The organism is Nocardia rhamnosiphila NBRC 108938, from assembly GCF_000720425.1.
Classification (GTDB): Bacteria; Actinomycetota; Actinomycetes; order Mycobacteriales; family Mycobacteriaceae; genus Nocardia; species Nocardia rhamnosiphila.
This window is the reverse complement of record NZ_JOAJ01000003.1, coordinates 207272-225149: the sequence shown is the minus strand read 5'-3', so window position 1 is coordinate 225149 and position 17878 is coordinate 207272. Positions and strand designations below refer to the sequence as shown.

The window sequence follows — 17878 nt, the reverse complement described above, 5'->3', positions numbered from 1 at the left end:
AGGCGTGTTCTGCGGGCGGTGACCGTGGCTGTCGCACTGGCTGGGTCGGTGTTGCTCGCGAGTGTCGAGAGCACCGCCCAGCCGGCCGGTTACCTCCCCGCGTCGGTCCCCACGGACCCGGCTCCACCGCAACCCGACCAGCTGGGAGCGGTGCTCTATATGAAATCCCATCCGGACGCGGTGCCCCGCGGCGCGAACGATTTCGGGTGTGTCCCGGACGCGGCCCATCCGCGACCGGTGATCCTCGCGCACGGCACCGACGCGAGCGCCTACACCGACTGGTCGGTCATCGGGCCGCAGCTCGTGGACCACGGCTTCTGCGTCTTCGCTCTGAACTACGGGGGTAAACCGGGCGCCGGTACCTACGGCACCGAGGACATCGTGCTCAGCGCCTACCAGATCGCGCAGTTCGTCGACGAGGTACGCGCCGCGACGGGAGCCGGGCAGGTCGATCTGGTCGGATTCTCCCAGGGCGCCAATGTCACCCGCTACTACATCAACAAGCTCGGCGGCGCGCCCTACGTCGGCAACTGGGTCGGCCTGGCCTCGCCCACCTACGGCGGGGTGCTGTACGGCCTGGTCCCGATTGCCGAGCAGCTTCCGGGCGCGATGGACCTGGCGACCAGGGCGGTCTCCGTGGCGGCGGTCCAGCAGGTGCAGGGTTCACCGTTCATGCGGGAACTCAATGCGGGCGGCGACACCGTGCCGGGGGTGCGCTACACCACGGTCGGCAGCCGGGTCGACGAAGTGATCCAGCCCTTCGGCAATATCGCCCTGCGCGGAGCGGGGGCACACAACATCGTCCTGCAGGACCGCTGCCCGGTCGACCTCACCGGCCATTTCCACATGGTCTACGACCCGTACGTGTTCCAGTTGCTGTTCCAGACCCTCGACCCCGAACACGCCCCCGAACCGGTATGCGTGCCGGTACCGCTCGGCACCGGCATCCCGCAGGTGATCATCGGCGGGAACATCTGAGGCCGGGTCGACGGCGTCGCCTCCGGTGCCTCGTAGCCGGGGCCCTCGTGACCCCGGCTACGAATGGTGACCGACCGGCGTAGGGGAGAGGTATACGCGAACGTGCGGCCCGGCCGCGTAGGCCGACCACCCGGAGCGGACCGGAGGTGTGCGCGGACGCCCTGAGCACGGTCGTGCCGGGCTACCTAGAATGAAACCTTCCTGCCCTGCCACATGTCTTCGGGAGCTACCGTGACCGTCCAGTCCGTCCGCCTCTTCGGCGATCCGATCCTGCGAGCCCGCGCGGCGGAGGTCACCGAGTTCGGCCCCGAACTGCGGCAGCTGGTGACCGATCTGACCGACACCATGTACGACGACGGCGGAGTGGGGATGGCGGCCCCGCAGATCGGTGTCGGCCTGCGGGTGTTCGTCTACGACACCCGCGACGCCCGCGGGCATCTGATCAACCCGACCTGGACCGCGCTGGACGAGGAGGAACAGATCGGTCCGGAGGGCTGCCTGTCGATCCCGGGGGTCAATCACGATACGAGGCGGGCCATGCGGGTGCGGGCGACCGGCGTGGACGTGGAAGGCAACCCGGTCGAATTCGAGGCCGAAGGACTGCTGGCGCGCTGTGTGCAGCACGAAACAGATCATCTGGACGGCACTCTGTTCATCGACCGGCTCGACCCCCCCGACCGGAAGCAGGCCATGCGCACCATCCGTGAATCCGACTGGTTCATCGCCGGGCTGACCGTCCGGCCGAGCCGCGCTCTCGCCGAGCGGGACCGCTGATGCGGATCGTCTTCGCCGGTACTCCCGACCCGGCGGTCCCGTCGCTGCGCCGGCTCCTCGATTCCCGGCACGAGGTGGTCGCCGTGGTGACGCGGCCCGACGCCGTCGCCGGGCGTGGCCGGAAGCTGAAACGCTCACCGGTCGGGCAACTCGCCGACGAACACGGTATTCCGGTCCTCACCCCGGGTAAGCCCGGCGATCCCGAATTCGTCGAGGCGCTCACGGAGCTGGCACCGGACTGCTGCCCGGTGGTGGCCTACGGCGCGCTGCTACCGCCGGGGGTGCTGGAGATTCCGAAGTACGGTTGGATCAATCTGCATTTCTCACTGCTGCCCGCGTGGCGTGGCGCGGCCCCGGTCCAGGCCGCCATCGCGGCCGGTGACGAGATCACCGGCGCGTCCACTTTCCGGATCGAGACCGGTCTGGACACCGGACCGGTCTACGGCGTGGTGACCGAGCGGATCGCGGTCACCGATACCGCCGCCGATCTCCTGGGCCGGCTGTCCGACAGCGGCGCGGCGTTGCTGGAGCAGACCCTCGACGGTGTCGAGGACGGCACCCTGCAGGCGATTCCGCAACCGGCGGACGGGGTCTCCTACGCACCCAAGATCACCGTCGAGGCGGCACAGGTCCGCTGGGATCAGCCCGCGCTGGCGGTCGGCCGCGCCATCCGGGCGGTGACCCCGTTCCCCGGCGCCTGGACCACGGTCGCCGGGAACCGTCTCAAACTGGGCCCGGTGGAGCTGGTCGAAGAGGTGCTGCCCGAGCGGCGGATCGAGGTGCGCAAAACCGGTGTTCTCGTCGGTACCGCCACCACCGCGGTACGGCTGGATCAGGTGCAGCCGCAGGGCAAACGGATGATGGCCGCACTCGACTGGGCGCGGGGCGCCCGTCCGGCGCCCGGCGCGGTGGTCGAATGACCGGCGCGAGCGGCGACCGGCCCCGGGGCTTCCGGCGTCATGCCGACCCCCGCGCGACCGAATCCGGCGCCCCGCGTAACGAATCGCCGGAGCGCCGGGGTGATCTCGGGCCGGGCGGCCGTTCGGCGGGGCCCGGATCGGGCCGGCATCCGGCCGAATCCCGGCAGGATCAGCGCGCGAGCGATTCTCGCCGGGGCGAGCGTACGTCCGGGTCCGGGCAGGACCGGAGTCCGGGCGGTTTCCGCCGGGGCGAGCGTGCGGATGATGCCCGGCAGGGCGAGCGGTCGGGCGCGGCGCGGCAGGACCAGCGCTCGGCAGGTTTGCGCCGGGGCGAGCCGCCGGCCGGCTCCCGGCAGGATCGGCGCGAGGGCGGTTCCCGTACCGACCGGCGTCCGTCCGGCGACCGGCCGGATCGCACGGCCGGATCCCGCCGAGATCGTCCGGCCGGGGAGCCCCGGGGCAATCCCGAGGGCATCTCCGGTCCACGTCGACGCCCGGATCGACCCGACACCGCGGGATCCGGTGAGTCCGGCGGGGACCGCGGGCAGCCGCGTCACCGCGGGGCCGAGCCCGGTCGCGGTGCGGGCGGTGGCCGCCGTCCCGACCGGGAGAACGGTGTGAGTCGGGGCCGTCGCGCGGCCGGAGCGTCCGACCGTGCCGGCCGGAGTGGAGCCCCCGCGGGCACCGGTGCCGCCCGGAAACGAACGGATGACAGCCGGGACGACCGGCGCGGGGATCGGCGCCGGGGCTCGTCGGCGGCCGCGCAAGGTCGCGGCGCCGGGAAGCGGGCCGACGGTCCGGCTCGGGACCGGCCCGGGCGGGGCCATGGTGCCGCCGCGCGCACGCCCGCTGATCCGGCGCGCACCGTGGCGCTGGAGACCCTGCGCGCCGTCCGCGAACGGGACGCCTACGCCAACCTGGTGCTACCCGGACTGCTGCGCGAATATCGTGTGGAGGGACGTGACGCGGCCCTGGCCACCGAACTCGGTTACGGAGCGTGCCGGGCCCTGGGTGTACTCGACGCGGTGATCGCGGACTGCGCCGGTCGTGAGATCGGCGAGATCGACGGCTCGCTGCTGGATATCCTGCGCCTCGGCGCCTACCAGTTGCTGCGCACCCGGGTCGAACCCCACGCCGCGGTGCATACCGCGGTCGAATTCGCCCGTGCCGAATCCGGGACGGGGCGTTCCGGTTTCGTCAACGCGGTGCTGCGCCGCGTCGCCGAGCGGAGTCCGCAGGAGTGGATCGAGCGGCTCGCCCCCGCCGATCCGATCGGCCGCATGGCCTTCGAATACGCCCATCCGATGTGGATCGCGCAGGCGTTCGCCGATGCGCTGGGCGCGGACGCGGGTGAACTGCCGGAGCTGCTCGCCGCGGACGACGCCCGGCCGCTGGTGCACCTGGTGGCGCGTCCCGGCGATATCACCGCCGAGGAACTCGCGCTGGTCACCGGTGGCGAGGAGGGCCGGTGGTCGCCGTACGCGGTGTATCTGGAGGGCGGTGACCCGGGCGCGCTGGAACCCGTGCGGGAGGGCATGGCCGCGGTCCAGGACGAGGGCAGTCAGCTGGTGGCCCTGGCACTCACCCGTGCCCCGCTGCACGGTGCCGACGGCGGCCGCTGGCTGGACCTGTGTGCCGGTCCGGGCGGGAAGACGGCGCTGCTCGGGGCACTGGCCGATATCGACGGTTTCCGGGTCGACGCGGTCGAGCCGGCCCCGCACCGGGCCGAACTGGTCCGCACCGCGACGCGCGGGCTGCCCGTGCAGGTGCATATCGCCGATGGCCGCGACAGCGGTCTGGCGGCGGGCTACGACCGCATCCTGGTGGATGCTCCGTGTACCGGTCTCGGCGCGCTGCGCCGCCGCCCGGAGGCCCGGTGGCGGCGGACCCCCGGCGATATCGCCGATCTGGTCGCTCTGCAGCGCGAACTGCTGACCGCGGCCTGGGACCTGGTGCGCCCCGGTGGTGTGGTGGTGTATTCCACCTGCTCGCCTCATCTGCCGGAAACCGTTGCCGTAGTGGCGGATACGGTTCGTCGCACCGGCGCCGAACAGCTCGACGCCCGCCCGCTGCTACCCGGTGTCACCGGGCTCGGTGCGGGCCCGGCCGTCCAGCTGTGGCCGCATCGGCACGGGACCGATGCCATGTTCGTGGCCGTGCTGCGCAAACCGGCTTAGCCGCCGGGCGCGCGAGTGGCCACGGATTTCCGAACCTGCCGCGTCCGCGCCCGGCACACTGTCGCTATGGGTATCACCTGGGCGCACGTGGTACGGATGGCCACCGAGCTGCCGGAGGTCGCCGAATCGACCTCCTACCGCACCCCGGCTCTGAAAGCGGCGGGCAAGAGTTTCGCGCGGCTGCGCACCGAAGCCGAGGGCGGTCTCGCGCTGCGCTGCGAGATGGTGGAGAAGGAGGCGCTGCTGGCCTCCGGCGACCCCGCCTTCTACACCATCCCGCACTACGACGGCTACCCCTACATCCTCATCGACCTCCACCGCGTCGATCCCGGCCAGTTGCGCGAACTGCTGGACGCGGCCTGGTGGCTGGTCGCGCCCGCGCGGCTACGGCGCGCCCGCGAGCGCGACCTGTGACCGTACGCTCCCACCGGGGGCGAGCCGGTACGGCCCGGCCCTCGGCAGGCACCCGCCTATACGGCGTGGACTTTCACCCAGGTGCTGTTGACCGCGGCATTACCGGAGATACGGTCCACCTGTTCCGGATCGTGCAGCAGGTTCACATTCGCGCCCGGTACCGCGGCCGCGACGGTCCAGCCGACTCCCGGCTCGCCGTGACCCCAGCCATGCGGGATGGCGACCGTACCCGGCCGGATCTCGTCGCTGATCTCCACCGGCACCACGATGGAGCCGATGGGTGAGCTCACCGTGACCCGGCCGCCGTCGGATAGTCCGCGCGCGGTCGCGTCCTGCGGATGCATGAGCGCGGTGCAGCGGTCGCGGCCCTTCACCATCGACGGCACATTGTGCAGCCAGGAATTGTTGCTGCGCAGATGGCGCCGGCCGATGAGGCGCAGATCGAAACCGAGGTCGCGGTCCGCGCCGCCCGCGCGCGCCTCGTCGAGGAGCCGGCGCGCCTCGGTGACGAACTGCCGCGGCGCCAGCTGAACTCTGCGGTCGGCGGTGGCGATGAGCGAATGCAGCCGCGGCTGCAGTGGGCCCAGGTCGATACCGCCGCGGGCTTCGCGCACTTTCTGCACGGTCACACCCTTACGGCCCCGGCGCAGTACGCCGTGCGGGCCGACCGCGATACCGAGCGCCGCGGCCCGCAGCGGGCTGAACCGGGCGAAGACCGCGTTGAGGGCGCGGCCGGTGAGCGAGCGCAGCGGAAGCGGCAGGATCTCGGTGGTCAGCCGCGCCATGATCTCCCAGTCCTCCAGCCCCTCCTGCTCGGGTGCGACGGCTCGCGCGTTGAAGCGAATGTTGTTGTGCACGCTGAACATGGTGAGCAGGATGTCGAGATCCTCGCGTTCCAGCGGCGACAGCGGCGGCAGGATGATGTCGGCGTGCCGCGTCGTCTCGGTGATGTACATGTCCACGGCTACATAGAAATCCAGCGAACCCAGCGCTTTGTCGAGCTCTCCGCGTTGCGGGGTGGACAGGACCGGGTTGCCCGCGTAGGTGATCATGGCGCGGATACGGTCCGGGCCGTCGTCGAGGATCTCCGAGGCCAGCGCGGCCACCGGCAGTTCGAACCGGAACGATTTGTATTTACCGGAGCGGTCGGTCCACGCGCCGTAGTTGGGCGACACCCGGCGCGCCAGCGGCAGCAGGTCCACGGCCGGGGTGGCATACATCTGGCCGCCCGGACTGTCGAGGTTTCCGGTGATCGCGTTGATGGTGTTGACCAGCCAGTGGGTGACGGTGCCGGTCAGCGTCTGGCACACCCCGATCCGCGCGTACATCACCGCCGATTTCGCGGCCGCGTGCTCGCGGGCCAGCCGCCGGATCGTCTCGGCGTCCACACCGGCGTAGGGGGCGGCGTCCTCGGGCGTGAAACCGGCGACCAGTTCGCGCAATTCGTCCAGTCCGGCGCACTGGGTGCGGACGGCGGTCCGGTCACAGAGATCCTCGGTGATCAGTACGTGCAGAACGGCCAGCAGCAGATAGGGATCGCCACCCGGCAGGACCGAGACGTGCTCGTCGGCCAGCCGGGCGGTCTCGGTACGCCGGGGATCGATCACCACGACCTTGCCGCCGCGGGCGCGCACATCCTTGATGCGGTTGCGTGCGCCCGGCATGGTGGTGACCGATCCGTTGGATACCGCCGGGTTGGCGCCGATGATCACCATCCGGTCGGTGCGGTCGATATCGGCGATGGGCATGAGGAAATTCGACCCGTACATCTGCCAGGCCACGAATTCCTGCGGGAACTGGTCGATCGAGGAGGCCGTGTAGAAATTGCGGGTCATCAGCGCCATGCGGAGCGCGAAGGCATACATGATCGCCGAATTGTGGGCGGCCGGATTGCCCAGGTACATGCCCACCGAATGCGGTCCGTGCTCCCGGCGCACCCGGCGCAGGCGGTCGCCGATCTCGCGGAAGGCCTCGTCCCAGCCGATGGGTTCGAACTTCTCGCCGACCCGGCGTACCGGGGTGCGCAGCCGGTCCGGATCGTCGTGCAGGCCCGCCATGGCGGTGGCCTTGGGACAGATGTAGCCCTTGGACAGCACATCGTCGGGATTTCCCTCGACCTTGGCCACTTTCGTGTCCTCGACGGTCACCAGGATGCCGCAGTGCGCTTCGCACAGGGTGCATTGCCGGGCGATGGTTTCAGCGGTCATCACTCACGTCACCTTCCGCCGCGTCGTCGTCGACGCGCGACCCGCAGGAGCGCCGGATTACGGGCTGATCCGGCTGGTCGGTTGCTGGGGAGAAAAGCGGGCTCTCGGAATGGTCGTTTGAGATAAATACCCACTCATACTCTCAACGATGAGGGTAGACCGAACGGCGAAGCGGGCACAACAGGTGCGGCGATTACTCCCGGGCCGACTGTTCGCGCAACCGGGCCAGCGTCTTGGCGAGAATGCGCGATACGTGCATCTGTGAAATACCCATCTGCTGCGCGATCTGCGTCTGGGTCATCGATTCGAAGAACCGCATGGTGAGAATCCGCCGCTCCCGCTCGGGCAACCCGGCCAGCAGCGGCCGGATCGCCACGTACTCCTCGACCCGGTCGAATTGCGCTTCCTCTTCGCCGAGCGTGTCCAGCAGGGACGCGTCCGTATCGCGTCCCACCGAGGCGGCATCGATCGATGTCGGCTGATAGGCGTTACCGGCGATCACGGCCTGCGTCACTTCGTCCGGATCGACATCCAGCTCGGCGGCGATCTCCTTGGCCGTCGGCGAACGACCCAGCGACTGCGACAGCGAATCCACCGCGGCGCCGATCCGCAAATGGGTCTCCTTGACCCGGCGCGGCACCCGCATCGCCCAGGTGTTGTCCCGGAAATACCGGCGCACCTCGCCCATGATCGTGGGCACCGCGAACGACAGGAAGTTCGAACCGCGCGAGATATCGAAACGGTCCACCGCGTGCACCAGGCCCACCCGGGCCACCTGGGTCAAATCGTCGAACGGCTCCCCGCGTCCACTGAACTTCCGGGCGATGTGGTCGGCCAGGGGAATGCAGCGCGCGATCAACTCGTTGCGCAGCGCCGCCTGCTCCGCCGAATCCGGTTCGGCATCGGCGAGCCGGACGAACAGATCCGCGACATCATCGTATCCGCCCGCCGAGGACGATTTCTCCAGCTCCTCGCGCGTTTCGGTATCGGCCTCGGCGTCGGCTTCGGCGGTGTCGGCCTCACTCGCCGATTCCCGAGCGTGCTCGTCCTCGGGAGATTCGAGCGGCTTGTCCTGCTCGCTCACTACGCTTTCCCCCGGACCCGACGGAACTCGACCGCTGTCGGATATCCGGAAACCTGCTGATCGAAGGGGTCCTGCCGCGCGTCCACCGAATCGGTCAGGGTACGTAGGACGTGCCAGCCGAAACTGCGCGCGTCGGGCAGTCCCTCCTGCGCCGCCACCCCGGCGACCTGCACCCGTAATTCGGTGTCGCCGATGCTGAACACACACTGCAGGCTCGTCTCGGGCGCCGCCAGGCCGATCAGTGTGGAACATGCCTCGTCCACCGCCAGCCGGATATCGGCGACCTCGTCCAGCGTGAAATCACTGAGCAGGACCAGAGTCTCGGCGAGACCGCGCACGATCGGCAACTGTGTCACCGATGCCGCCACCCGAATCTCCACCGGGGCACCGTGGAGCCCTTGTTCCGCCGAAGTATTGATCACGCAGCCGAGTGTATGGGCGCATCGTCACAAAGAGGGGAGCGGGGCACGCCCGCAGACGGAATCCGGCCGGGAAACCGGGTCCGCGGTGCCGCGGGTCTGTCCCGATGGCCGGCGGCCACGCCCGGCCGGAGGCGCCACCGGCGAACCCTGCCCCCCGGGCCCGCGCCGCCACGGGCGCCGCCATACACTCCCGCTGTGACTGCGTCCGAGCCCACGTTCACCCGTCCTACGGTCCCGATGATCGCCCCGTCGATTCTGTCCGCCGATTTCGCCCGGCTGGCCGACGAGGCCGATGCGGTATCGACCGCCGACTGGTTGCACGTCGATGTGATGGACGCGCATTTCGTCCCGAATCTGACCCTGGGGCTGCCGGTGGTGCAGAGCCTGCTGAAGGCCACCGATATTCCGCTGGACTGCCATCTGATGATCGAGGATCCGGCCCGGTGGGCGCCGCCGTACGCGGAGGCGGGTGCCTACAACGTGACCTTCCATGCCGAGGCGACCGAGAATCCGGTGGCCGTGGCCCGTAACATCCGGGCCGCCGGCGCCAAAGCGGGGCTGTCGGTGAAGCCGAACACCCCCATCGAGCCGTACCTGGAGATCCTGCGCGATTTCGACACGCTGCTGGTGATGAGTGTCGAGCCCGGGTTCGGCGGGCAGTCCTTCATTCCGGAGGTGCTGGAGAAGGCCCGGATCGTGCGGCGTCTGGTCGATGCGGGGGAGCTGCGCCTGGTGGTGGAGATCGACGGCGGGATCAACGCCGACACCATCGAGCAGGCCGCGGCGGCCGGTATCGACTGCTTCGTGGCGGGTTCGGCGGTGTACAACACCGAGGATCCCGGCGCGACCGTGGAGAAACTGCGCCGGCAGGCCGAATCGAGCTGGTCGGCGCATCACCTCACCCACTGAAGTCCGTGGGCGGCATCGTGGCACACCGGTTCGTAGCGGCGTCGGTACGTCCGCACCGCACCTTCCGCCCGACCAGCAGGAACAACGGATCGGTCCGGAAACCCTCGGATCCGTGATATCGACCCGTAGGATCGAATTCGTGTCTGTAACAGGGGATTCCGTGGACCTTTCCATCAGTGTGTCGGCCGCGTCCGACTCCGCTGCCGAGGTCCGGTCCTTGTTCCGGTGGCTGCAGCGGGAAGAGGACCTACCGAATCCGGTATTCGTACCGGCGACGCCCGGCCCCGAGGATATGGGGGGACTGAGTGACGCGCTGGTATTGGTGCTGGGCTCCGGGACCGGTGTAGTGCTGGCCAGATCGCTGAGTGTCTGGATACGTCACCGCACCTCCGATGTGAAGATCACGATTCGCGGGCAGAAGGGGACCGTCCAGCTGGACATGCAGCGGCTCGGAGATCCGCGCGCGGTGGTCGAGATACTGCGGGAGGCAACGGGGGAGTTGTGATGGTGATGCCGGATCCGGCCCGGAGCTGGGCCTGCCTCATCGGGGTCGGTACCTATCCCCGGGACGACGGTCTCGATGACCTGCCCGCCGTGCCGAACAACCTCGACGCGCTCCACGAGATCCTCACCGATCCGCTGCTCGCCGGCCTCCCCGACGACCACTGCGTGGTCATCCGGGACCCGGTGAACGCCCAGGAGTTGGCGCTGCGAGTCGAAGACGTCGCCGGCCGAGCGACCGATATGTTCCTGGTCTACTTCGCGGGGCACGGACTCATCGACTCCTACTTCGACGGCCGCCTCTATCTGGCCACCTCACACGCGTTGGAAGGCAAGCCGCATTTCACCTCGCTCGCCTACGACGATCTGCGACGGGCCATGCTGCACTCCAGTGCGCGCAACAAGGTCGTGGTGCTCGACTGCTGTTTCAGCGGGCAGGCCCACGGGACCATGGCCGGGAGTGCCGCGCAGGTGGCCGGGCAACTCGATATCCGGGGCACCTGTGTGCTGACCGCCACGAAGAGCAACGAGATGGCGAAAGCACCGGCGGGCGAGGTTTTCACCGCGTACACCGGTCAACTCGTCGATGTCCTGAGGTGTGGCGTGGCAGACGGCCCGGAGCTGGTCGATATCACCACGCTGCACGAGCAGCTGCTGTACCGGTTGCGCAGTGCCGGTCTCCCGGAACCGAGGATGAGCGGCAGCGATACCATCGGCCGGCTGCCCTTGGTACGCAACGCATCCTGGCGCGCGGCCGGTGCCGGGAACGAACCGGTCGACCTCGCCGATCCGGCCCAGGTGTACGGGCTGGGAAGCCGGCTCGAAGCGGAAGGTCACCCGGAGGCGGCCGGACAGCTCTACCGGCGAGCGATATCGGCCGGCAATACCGATGTGATGCTCCTGCTGGGCGCACACCACCAGGAACGTGAAAACGATACGCGGGCCGAACGCTGGTACCGCGAAGCGGCCGGCACGGGACTGCCCGACGGGATGACCCTCCTCGGGACATTCCTCCACAACCGGGGTGCCTTCGACGAAGCCGAATCGTGGTATCGAAAGGCGGCCGAGGCAGGACAACCGCGGGCGGCCGAACTCCTGGGCGAGGTGCTGGAGAGGCGTGGCGACACCGGCGCGGCCGAGCGCTGGTACCGCGCGGCGGTCGATGCGGGCCGGACGCGTTCCATGATCAGGATGGGTGGCCTGCTCGAGCGCCGCGGGGAGCCGGGCCAGGCCGTGTCGTGGTACCGGCGAGCGGTGGACGCGGGTGACGCGGCCGGTTGGACCTGCTTGGGCATGATGGCCGCCGAACAGGGGGCGACGATCGAGGCCGACGCATGGCTGCGGAAGGCGGCCGCGGCCGGTGAACCCGACGCGATGACAAATCTCGGTATCCGGCACCTGGCGCGAAACGAGCGGGCGGCGGGGATCCGGTGGTTCGGTGAAGCCGCGGCGGCGGGCAGCACCGATGGGATGGTCCGGCTCGGGAACGAGCTCATGGAGGCAGGCGATACGGCTGCGGCCGAGCGGTGGTTCCGGTCGGCGGCCCGCGAGGGTAATGGACTTGCCATGGTTGAAATCGGCAAGATCCGGGAGGCGGCCGGTGACCTCGCGGAAGCCGAGGACTGGTATCGGCGAGGAGTCAGGGCCGGTGCCCATATCGGCGTGATCGCCTTGGTGAAGCTGCTCATCCTGCGAGACCGGTGGGACGAAGCCGAGCGGGTGTGCCGCGCCTCCGCCGAAGCCGGCCGAGCGGAGGGTATGAGCGTATTGGGAATGCTCCTCGAGCAGCGCGGCGACCCGATCGAAGCCCGGTACTGGCAGGAGGCGGCCCGGGCAGTGTTGCCCGATCCGAACCGACGAGAGACCGGGCCACCTCCGGCATGATCGGGTGCGCCGAGGCGGTGCCGTCGGACGGTGCGAAAAGCGGGACAGCGGGGGCCTCGTCGCGGTCCCCGCGGCTACGATCCGCCCGGGCTCAGCGGGTACCGGCAGAGCACTCGCGGGCGCCGTCGACCACCGCGTGCTGGGGCGGCCGGGTCCCCAGCACATCGGGGCCAGCGACCCACAGTCGGTAGCCGCTGGCCTCGTCCTCGGGCGAGGGCAGCACGATCTGGCTGCCGGTACCGGCGACGGTGGTGTAGAGCCGGAAGAGTTCGGCGGCCGCGGTAGCGGTGAATTCCTCGTGCCGGGTGGGACCGGTGAGGAAGGTCCAGCGCCGGGCCCGGGGATGGGCGAAGACGGGTCCGGCGATCCCCGCCGCCCGTAGTCGTGACAACACCTGTTCACCGAGTTCGGTCGGCATGGTGACGGCGCCGTAGGTGGCGCCCACGTGCAACAGGATCCGTCGGGAGGCGGCATCGACCACCGCGGGCAGCAGATCCTTCTCCCGGTACCGCCGGCAGTGCCGCTCCAGGGCGGATTCGGTGAAAGTGGTCATAGCGGTTCGGCTTCCTCGAGTGGTGGCGTGCCCGGCCGGGGCGCGGGCATCCACCGGGGGGCGGATGTCGCACGGATCCGACGGGTGTGGTCACCGCGGGGATCCGGTGCCCGGACAGCACCGTCGCCGGGCCGAGAGACGCTGGATCGCCGCGGCGGTGCGGGGTCTCCCCGGCCCGCGCTGTTGTGGGCGGATCCAGTTGTCGTGATGGCTTGTGGCGCACGGTGTTCCGCGGCGGTGGCCGTCCTCGTACGAATACTGCGCCGGGCCGCACCGCGGGGTGGTCGAGGTGGGTGAACCGGTCACCTCACAATATTGCGTCAGCCCCTGTGAGCGTGCAAATCGAGAAACATTTCGGGTTTCGATGCGGTATCGGTGGGGCAAAGAGGAGTCGGGTGAATCCGGTCCGGACCGGATCGCAGCCCGTCGGAAGTGGTATGGCCGAATGCGGTCCGAATGTGACCACCATCTCTCGATCGGAAAATTTCCGGATCGCCTCCCGCGGCGCCGCGGCCGCGCGACCAGGGCTCCCGCAGGGTGGTCCGTGTCATGGCCGGGCCGGAGGGTGGGAACTAGTCTGGTCGTGGACGGCGAACTGGGAATACTCGGTACCACTCCCGCCGTTCCGTATGCGGAACACCGACGCGAACGGGAGAAGACATGTTCACGGGCATCGTCGAGGAACTGGGCGAAATCGTCGCCCGCGAACAATCCGCCGACGCGGCGCGGCTGACGATCCGCGGGAAAGTGGTCACCTCCGATGCCGGACACGGAGATTCGATCGCGGTCAACGGTGTCTGTCTGACCGTCGTCGACGTGATCGACGACGCGTTCACCGTCGATGTCATGGGCGAAACGCTGCGCCGGTCGAGTATCGGCGGTCTGGAACCGGGTTCGCGGGTCAATCTGGAGCGCGCGGCCGCGGTGAACAGCCGGCTCGGGGGTCATATCGTCCAAGGGCACGTGGACGGCACCGGCACCATCCTGGCCCGGACCCCGGAGGACAACTGGGAAGTGGTCCGGATCTCGCTGCCCGACGCGATCGCCAGATACGTGGTGGAGAAGGGCTCCATCACCGTGAACGGCATTTCGCTCACCGTCTCCGGGTTGGGCCGGGCCGATACACCGGCCGCCGACGGCCACCGGGACTGGTTCGAGGTCTCGCTCATCCCGACCACACTGAGTCTCACCGATCTGGGCGCATCCACCCCCGGGACCGTCGTGAATCTCGAGGTCGACGTGATCGCCAAGTACGTCGAGCGCCTCCAGCAGCGCGGCTGATGACTGCGGCCGCGCCCGAACCGGCCGAACAGACCCAGTAGTGTGATCGGGACCTATCGAGATGGAGCATTACAGACGTGACCAGGTTCGACAGCATCGAGCGCGCGGTCGCCGATATCGCGGCCGGTAAACCGGTCGTCGTGGTCGACGACGAGGACCGGGAGAACGAGGGCGACCTCATCTTCGCCGCGGAGAAGGCCACCCCGGAGCTCGTGGCGTTCATGATCCGCTACACCTCGGGTTACATCTGTGCACCGCTCACCGGTGACGATTGCGATCGGCTGGGACTGCCGCCGATGTACGCGGTCAACCAGGACAAGCACGGCACCGCGTACACCGTGTCGGTGGATGCCCGAGAGGGTGTGACCACCGGTATCTCCGGTGCCGACCGGGCCACCACCATCCGGCTGCTGGCCGACGGCGATGCCAAACCGAACGATTTCACCCGTCCCGGTCATGTGGTGCCGCTGCGCGCGAAGGACGGGGGCGTGCTCCGCCGGCCCGGTCATACCGAGGCCGCCGTGGATCTGGCACGAATGGCTGGCCTGCGGCCGGCCGGGGTGATCTGCGAGATCGTCAGCCAGAAGGAAGACGGGCATATGGCCCGCACCGACGAGCTGCGAGTTTTCGCCGACGAACACGAACTGGCGCTGATCTCGATCGCCGAGATGATCGCCTGGCGGCGTAAGCACGAGAAGCATGTCGTGCGGGTGGCCCAAGCGCGTATCCCGACCGTGCACGGCGAGTTCACCGCCGTCGGATACCAGAGCATCTACGACGATGTCGAACATGTCGCGCTGGTCCGCGGGGATGTCGGTGACGGCGAGGACGTGCTGGTCCGGGTGCATTCGGAATGCCTGACCGGTGACGTGTTCGGTTCGCTGCGCTGCGACTGCGGGCCGCAGCTGGACGCGGCCCTGGAGATGGTGGCCGCCGAGGGCCGCGGCGTGGTGCTCTACATGCGCGGTCATGAAGGCCGCGGTATCGGGCTCATGCACAAGCTGCAGGCCTATCAGCTGCAGGATTCGGGCCACGATACGGTCGACGCCAATATCGAGCTCGGCCTGCCCGCCGATGCCCGCGACTACGGGACCGGCGCGCAGATCCTGGTCGATCTGGGACTGCGGTCCATGCGGCTGCTCACCAACAACCCGGCCAAACGGGTCGGGCTCGACGGTTACGGACTGCGGATCACCGAACGGGTGCCCATGCCGGTCCGGGCCAATGCCGAGAACCTGCGCTACCTGCGCACCAAACGCGACCGGATGGGTCACGACCTGGTGGGTCTCGACGATCTGGATCTGGGGGAGACAGCGCAGTGACCTCCTCCGGACCGAAAGGCGGAAACCGATGAGCGGCACCGGAGTACCGAGCTTCGCGCTCGCCGACGCCAAGGACCTGCGGCTGGCGATCGTGGCCTCGCGCTGGCACACCGAGATCTGCGACACCCTGGTCGCCAACGCCGAACGCGTCGCTGCCGAGGCGGGGGTTCGCCACATCACCGTCGCGCGGTGCGCCGGGGCGATGGAGCTGCCGGTGCTGGCCCAGGAACTGGCCCGCACCCATGACGCCGTGGTCGCGCTCGGCGTGGTGATCCGGGGCGGCACCCCGCATTTCGACTATGTCTGCGATTCGGTGACCGCCGGCCTGACCCGGGTCTCGCTGGACGAGAGCACCCCGGTCGCCAACGGCGTGCTCACCACCGACAACGAAGCGCAGGCCCTCGACCGGGCCGGACTGCCGGATTCGGCGGAGAACAAGGGCGAACAGGCGGCGGCCGCCGCCTTGGATGCCGCCCTCACCCTCCGCGGTCTGCGCGCGGCAGGCTGAGCCGTGCCGGTCGTACGGATCTGGCGCCGGGGGCAGGCCTCCGGCGGTGACTCGGGGGGCTCTCCCGAATGGGAGCTGGAGGTACGCCCGCGGAAGTCGCGTCGCACGGCGGTGATCGTCGCGGTGCTCCTGGTGGTGGCCTTCGTACTGTTCGGGATCTTCTTGCGAACCGACTACACCGGGGTCAACTTCCGAGTGGTCGATCAGTTCGCGATGGCGTGTATCGGGATCTTCGGTGCGGCGGCCGTCCTACTGCTCACCCGCCCGCGCGTGCGGGCCGGCCGGCGCGGGGTCGTGGTCCGGAATGTGCTCGGGGACAACGAGTTCGAATGGAAGCATATCCGCGGGGTGACGTTCCCGGACCGTAAGGCGTGGGCTCGGCTCGAACTGGTGAACGACGATTACGTCCCGATGCTGGCGGTGCGATCCAACGACGGTGAGCACGCCGCGGCGGCACTGGACCGGCTCCGCGACCTCGGTGTCAAGTACGCCCCGCCGGACTGATCGGACCCGGTGCCCGGCTTTCCGGGGCGAGCCGTATCGTCCTGTTGCGTTCCGGCCGCTGCGGGTCTCGCCGGCCCGGCCGACTACTCCACCCGCACGATCGGCGGTAGCTGGTAGCTGCCGTCGAAAACGGCGTCGCGCGGTTCGTAGATACGCAGCATCGGCCGGAACGGGCCGGCCGGAGCGGGTAGCCAGTTGGCCCGCCGCTGCGGATCGGTGGGTTCGTCGTGCTGCACCACCACGGTCAGCGATCCGTCCACCGTCCGCAGACCGGGCGTCCGGTCACCCAGCGAGTAGCGCCCGATCGGGTTCGCGACCAGGAAGAAATCCGGGGTGTCGTACATGGTCAACGACCAGAATGCCCCGCAGGGTGGAGGCTCGGCGAAGCGCACCTCGTAGCGGTGGGAGCCGTGCAGCGGCCGGTCCTCGCCATCGGTGAAGGCCAACGCGTAGGCGGCCTCGTAGCCGTGGTTGCCCCAGAGCCCGGCGCGGGCCGCACCCGCGCGCAACAGATAGCGGTCCGGGTCGTCGGGAAGTTTCCAGTGCGGATCGTCGAGGGCGCCGACGCCGAAGAAATCCAGATTATAGTCGAAGATGTGATAGGTCAGATTCCAGCCGTTCTGCCGGGGCGCGCTGCTGTGGGTGGCCGCCGTCTCGAGGCGTTCCTTGCCGGCCGCGAGGCCCTCCCGCAGTGCCGACGCCCGTTCCGGGTCGAGATCGGTGTAGGGCGTATCGGTGTCCAGTAGCCCCAGCGGCTGGTAACGCCGCTGATAGCGGCGGTCTCGGTCGGCGGGCGGGAAGGCCCGGATACCGACGCGGAGCTCTTCGAAGAAACGCAGGTCCTCCGGGACCCCCCGCGCGGGGGCGGGCAGGTCCGGGGCCGACGCGGTCGGTACGAGGCGCAGGGCGTTCTGGAGAGCGCGCACCGCCGGTAGATCGGACTCCCCGTCCACGGCCCACCGGCCCACGATGGTGGCGACCGTGGTCGGGAACTCGATGACGGTGACGCCTTCCGGGGGCATACCGTCCCAGCCCGGCGCGACCAGCAGGTAGGCCCCCGGGAGAGTGCCGGTGGCGCGATGGCCGATATAGGCGAAGTTGTTCGTCCAGGCGTCGACGAACTGCAGGACGTAGTAGCGGCCCGCCGTATCCGGTACGTCCAAGCGCACCGGGCCGGCCGCGGTGGAGACGTTCGCGATCGAATAGACGGTGTCGTTGTTGATGGAGACGAAGGTGTCCTGCGGCCCGGCCAGTGTGGTGGCATGGCCGAAGACGTTGAGCGGTGTCGGCGGCAGGCCACCTATTCCTTCTCCGGTGAACCGCGCGATCTGCCGGAGGTCGTAGACGAGCGGGAAACCGTAGACGAACGCGTCGGCCGCCAGGGTGGCGAGTTCGGCCCGGGACAGCCCGGCGGCATCGGTGCTCGGCATGACTCCAGGG

17 protein-coding genes are annotated in these 17878 nt (G+C 69.3%); 12 read left to right on the top strand and 5 right to left on the bottom strand.

Translation table 11 applies throughout. The features are described 5' to 3' along the window. The first annotated feature begins 24 nt into the window (after positions 1-24). The 5 genes from IG75_RS0112840 (at position 25) to IG75_RS0112815 (ending at position 5263) form a co-directional block, all read left to right on the top strand. Positions 25-978, top strand: coding sequence for an esterase/lipase family protein (locus tag IG75_RS0112840; RefSeq protein ID WP_030521470.1), 954 nt, complete (start codon positions 25-27; stop codon positions 976-978). A gap of 231 nt (positions 979-1209) precedes the next feature. After that, the gene (gene def / locus IG75_RS0112835) at positions 1210-1752 is read left to right on the top strand and encodes a peptide deformylase (protein ID WP_030521469.1); all 543 of its coding nucleotides are present in this window, start codon (positions 1210-1212) and stop codon (positions 1750-1752) included. Continuing rightward, positions 1752-2672 carry a methionyl-tRNA formyltransferase gene (gene fmt, locus IG75_RS0112830; protein ID WP_030521468.1) on the top strand — a complete coding sequence of 307 codons (921 nt, stop codon included), beginning with the start codon at positions 1752-1754 and terminating at the stop codon, positions 2670-2672. The genes def and fmt overlap by 1 nt, the downstream gene beginning before the upstream one ends. An 866-nt stretch (positions 2673-3538) precedes the next feature. After that, a complete protein-coding gene (locus IG75_RS0112820) occupies positions 3539-4849 on the top strand; it encodes an RsmB/NOP family class I SAM-dependent RNA methyltransferase (protein ID WP_030521467.1) in 1311 nt (436 codons plus the stop codon). Positions 4850-4915: 66 nt separating this feature from the next. Continuing rightward, the gene (locus tag IG75_RS0112815) at positions 4916-5263 is read left to right on the top strand and encodes an MmcQ/YjbR family DNA-binding protein (RefSeq protein WP_030521466.1); all 348 of its coding nucleotides are present in this window, start codon (positions 4916-4918) and stop codon (positions 5261-5263) included. A gap of 56 nt (positions 5264-5319) precedes the next feature. On the opposite strand, the gene IG75_RS0112810 is transcribed toward IG75_RS0112815, so the two are convergent. The 3 genes from IG75_RS0112810 to IG75_RS0112800 form a co-directional block, all read right to left on the bottom strand. Then, positions 5320-7470, bottom strand: coding sequence for a molybdopterin oxidoreductase family protein (locus tag IG75_RS0112810; RefSeq protein WP_030521465.1), 2151 nt, complete (start codon positions 7468-7470; stop codon positions 5320-5322). Between the two features lie 193 nt (positions 7471-7663). Further along, on the bottom strand, positions 7664-8437 hold the full coding sequence (locus tag IG75_RS0112805) for a SigB/SigF/SigG family RNA polymerase sigma factor (protein WP_030521464.1): 774 nt from the start codon (positions 8435-8437) through the stop codon (positions 7664-7666). Between the two features lie 116 nt (positions 8438-8553). Next, positions 8554-8976, bottom strand: a complete 423-nt coding sequence (locus IG75_RS0112800; protein WP_030521463.1) for an ATP-binding protein — start codon at positions 8974-8976, stop codon at positions 8554-8556. Positions 8977-9213: 237 nt separating this feature from the next. On the opposite strand from IG75_RS0112800, the gene rpe reads away from it, so the two are divergent. The 3 genes from rpe to IG75_RS37345 all read left to right on the top strand — a co-directional run bounded on the left by rpe (position 9214) and on the right by IG75_RS37345 (position 12270). Continuing rightward, on the top strand, positions 9214-9885 hold the full coding sequence (gene rpe / locus IG75_RS0112795) for a ribulose-phosphate 3-epimerase (RefSeq protein ID WP_030521462.1): 672 nt from the start codon (positions 9214-9216) through the stop codon (positions 9883-9885). A gap of 139 nt (positions 9886-10024) precedes the next feature. Then, a complete protein-coding gene (locus tag IG75_RS0112790) occupies positions 10025-10390 on the top strand; it encodes an effector-associated constant component EACC1 (protein WP_156058878.1) in 366 nt (121 codons plus the stop codon). Continuing rightward, positions 10390-12270, top strand: coding sequence for a caspase, EACC1-associated type (locus IG75_RS37345; protein ID WP_051714545.1), 1881 nt, complete (start codon positions 10390-10392; stop codon positions 12268-12270). Before IG75_RS0112790 ends, IG75_RS37345 begins: the two co-directional genes overlap by 1 nt. 91 nt (positions 12271-12361) lie before the next feature. Here IG75_RS37345 and IG75_RS0112780 read toward each other — a convergent pair whose 3' ends face one another. Continuing rightward, positions 12362-12823, bottom strand: coding sequence for a hypothetical protein (locus tag IG75_RS0112780; protein ID WP_030521459.1), 462 nt, complete (start codon positions 12821-12823; stop codon positions 12362-12364). 660 nt (positions 12824-13483) lie between these two features. Between IG75_RS0112780 and IG75_RS0112775 the strand changes: the two genes are divergently transcribed. The 4 genes from IG75_RS0112775 (at position 13484) to IG75_RS0112760 (ending at position 16438) form a co-directional block, all read left to right on the top strand. Continuing rightward, positions 13484-14104, top strand: coding sequence for a riboflavin synthase (locus IG75_RS0112775; protein ID WP_030521458.1), 621 nt, complete (start codon positions 13484-13486; stop codon positions 14102-14104). 77 nt (positions 14105-14181) lie between these two features. Continuing rightward, positions 14182-15426 carry a bifunctional 3,4-dihydroxy-2-butanone-4-phosphate synthase/GTP cyclohydrolase II gene (locus tag IG75_RS0112770; RefSeq protein ID WP_030521457.1) on the top strand — a complete coding sequence of 415 codons (1245 nt, stop codon included), beginning with the start codon at positions 14182-14184 and terminating at the stop codon, positions 15424-15426. A gap of 28 nt (positions 15427-15454) precedes the next feature. Continuing rightward, positions 15455-15934 (top strand): 6,7-dimethyl-8-ribityllumazine synthase, encoded by a 480-nt coding sequence (gene ribH, locus IG75_RS0112765; RefSeq protein ID WP_030521456.1) that lies wholly within the window; start codon positions 15455-15457, stop codon positions 15932-15934. A gap of 3 nt (positions 15935-15937) precedes the next feature. Beyond that, a complete protein-coding gene (locus IG75_RS0112760) occupies positions 15938-16438 on the top strand; it encodes a PH domain-containing protein (protein ID WP_081876838.1) in 501 nt (166 codons plus the stop codon). Between the two features lie 83 nt (positions 16439-16521). On the opposite strand, the gene IG75_RS0112755 is transcribed toward IG75_RS0112760, so the two are convergent. Then, positions 16522-17868, bottom strand: a complete 1347-nt coding sequence (locus tag IG75_RS0112755) for a DUF1254 domain-containing protein (protein WP_030521454.1) — start codon at positions 17866-17868, stop codon at positions 16522-16524. Positions 17869-17878 lie beyond the last annotated feature (10 nt).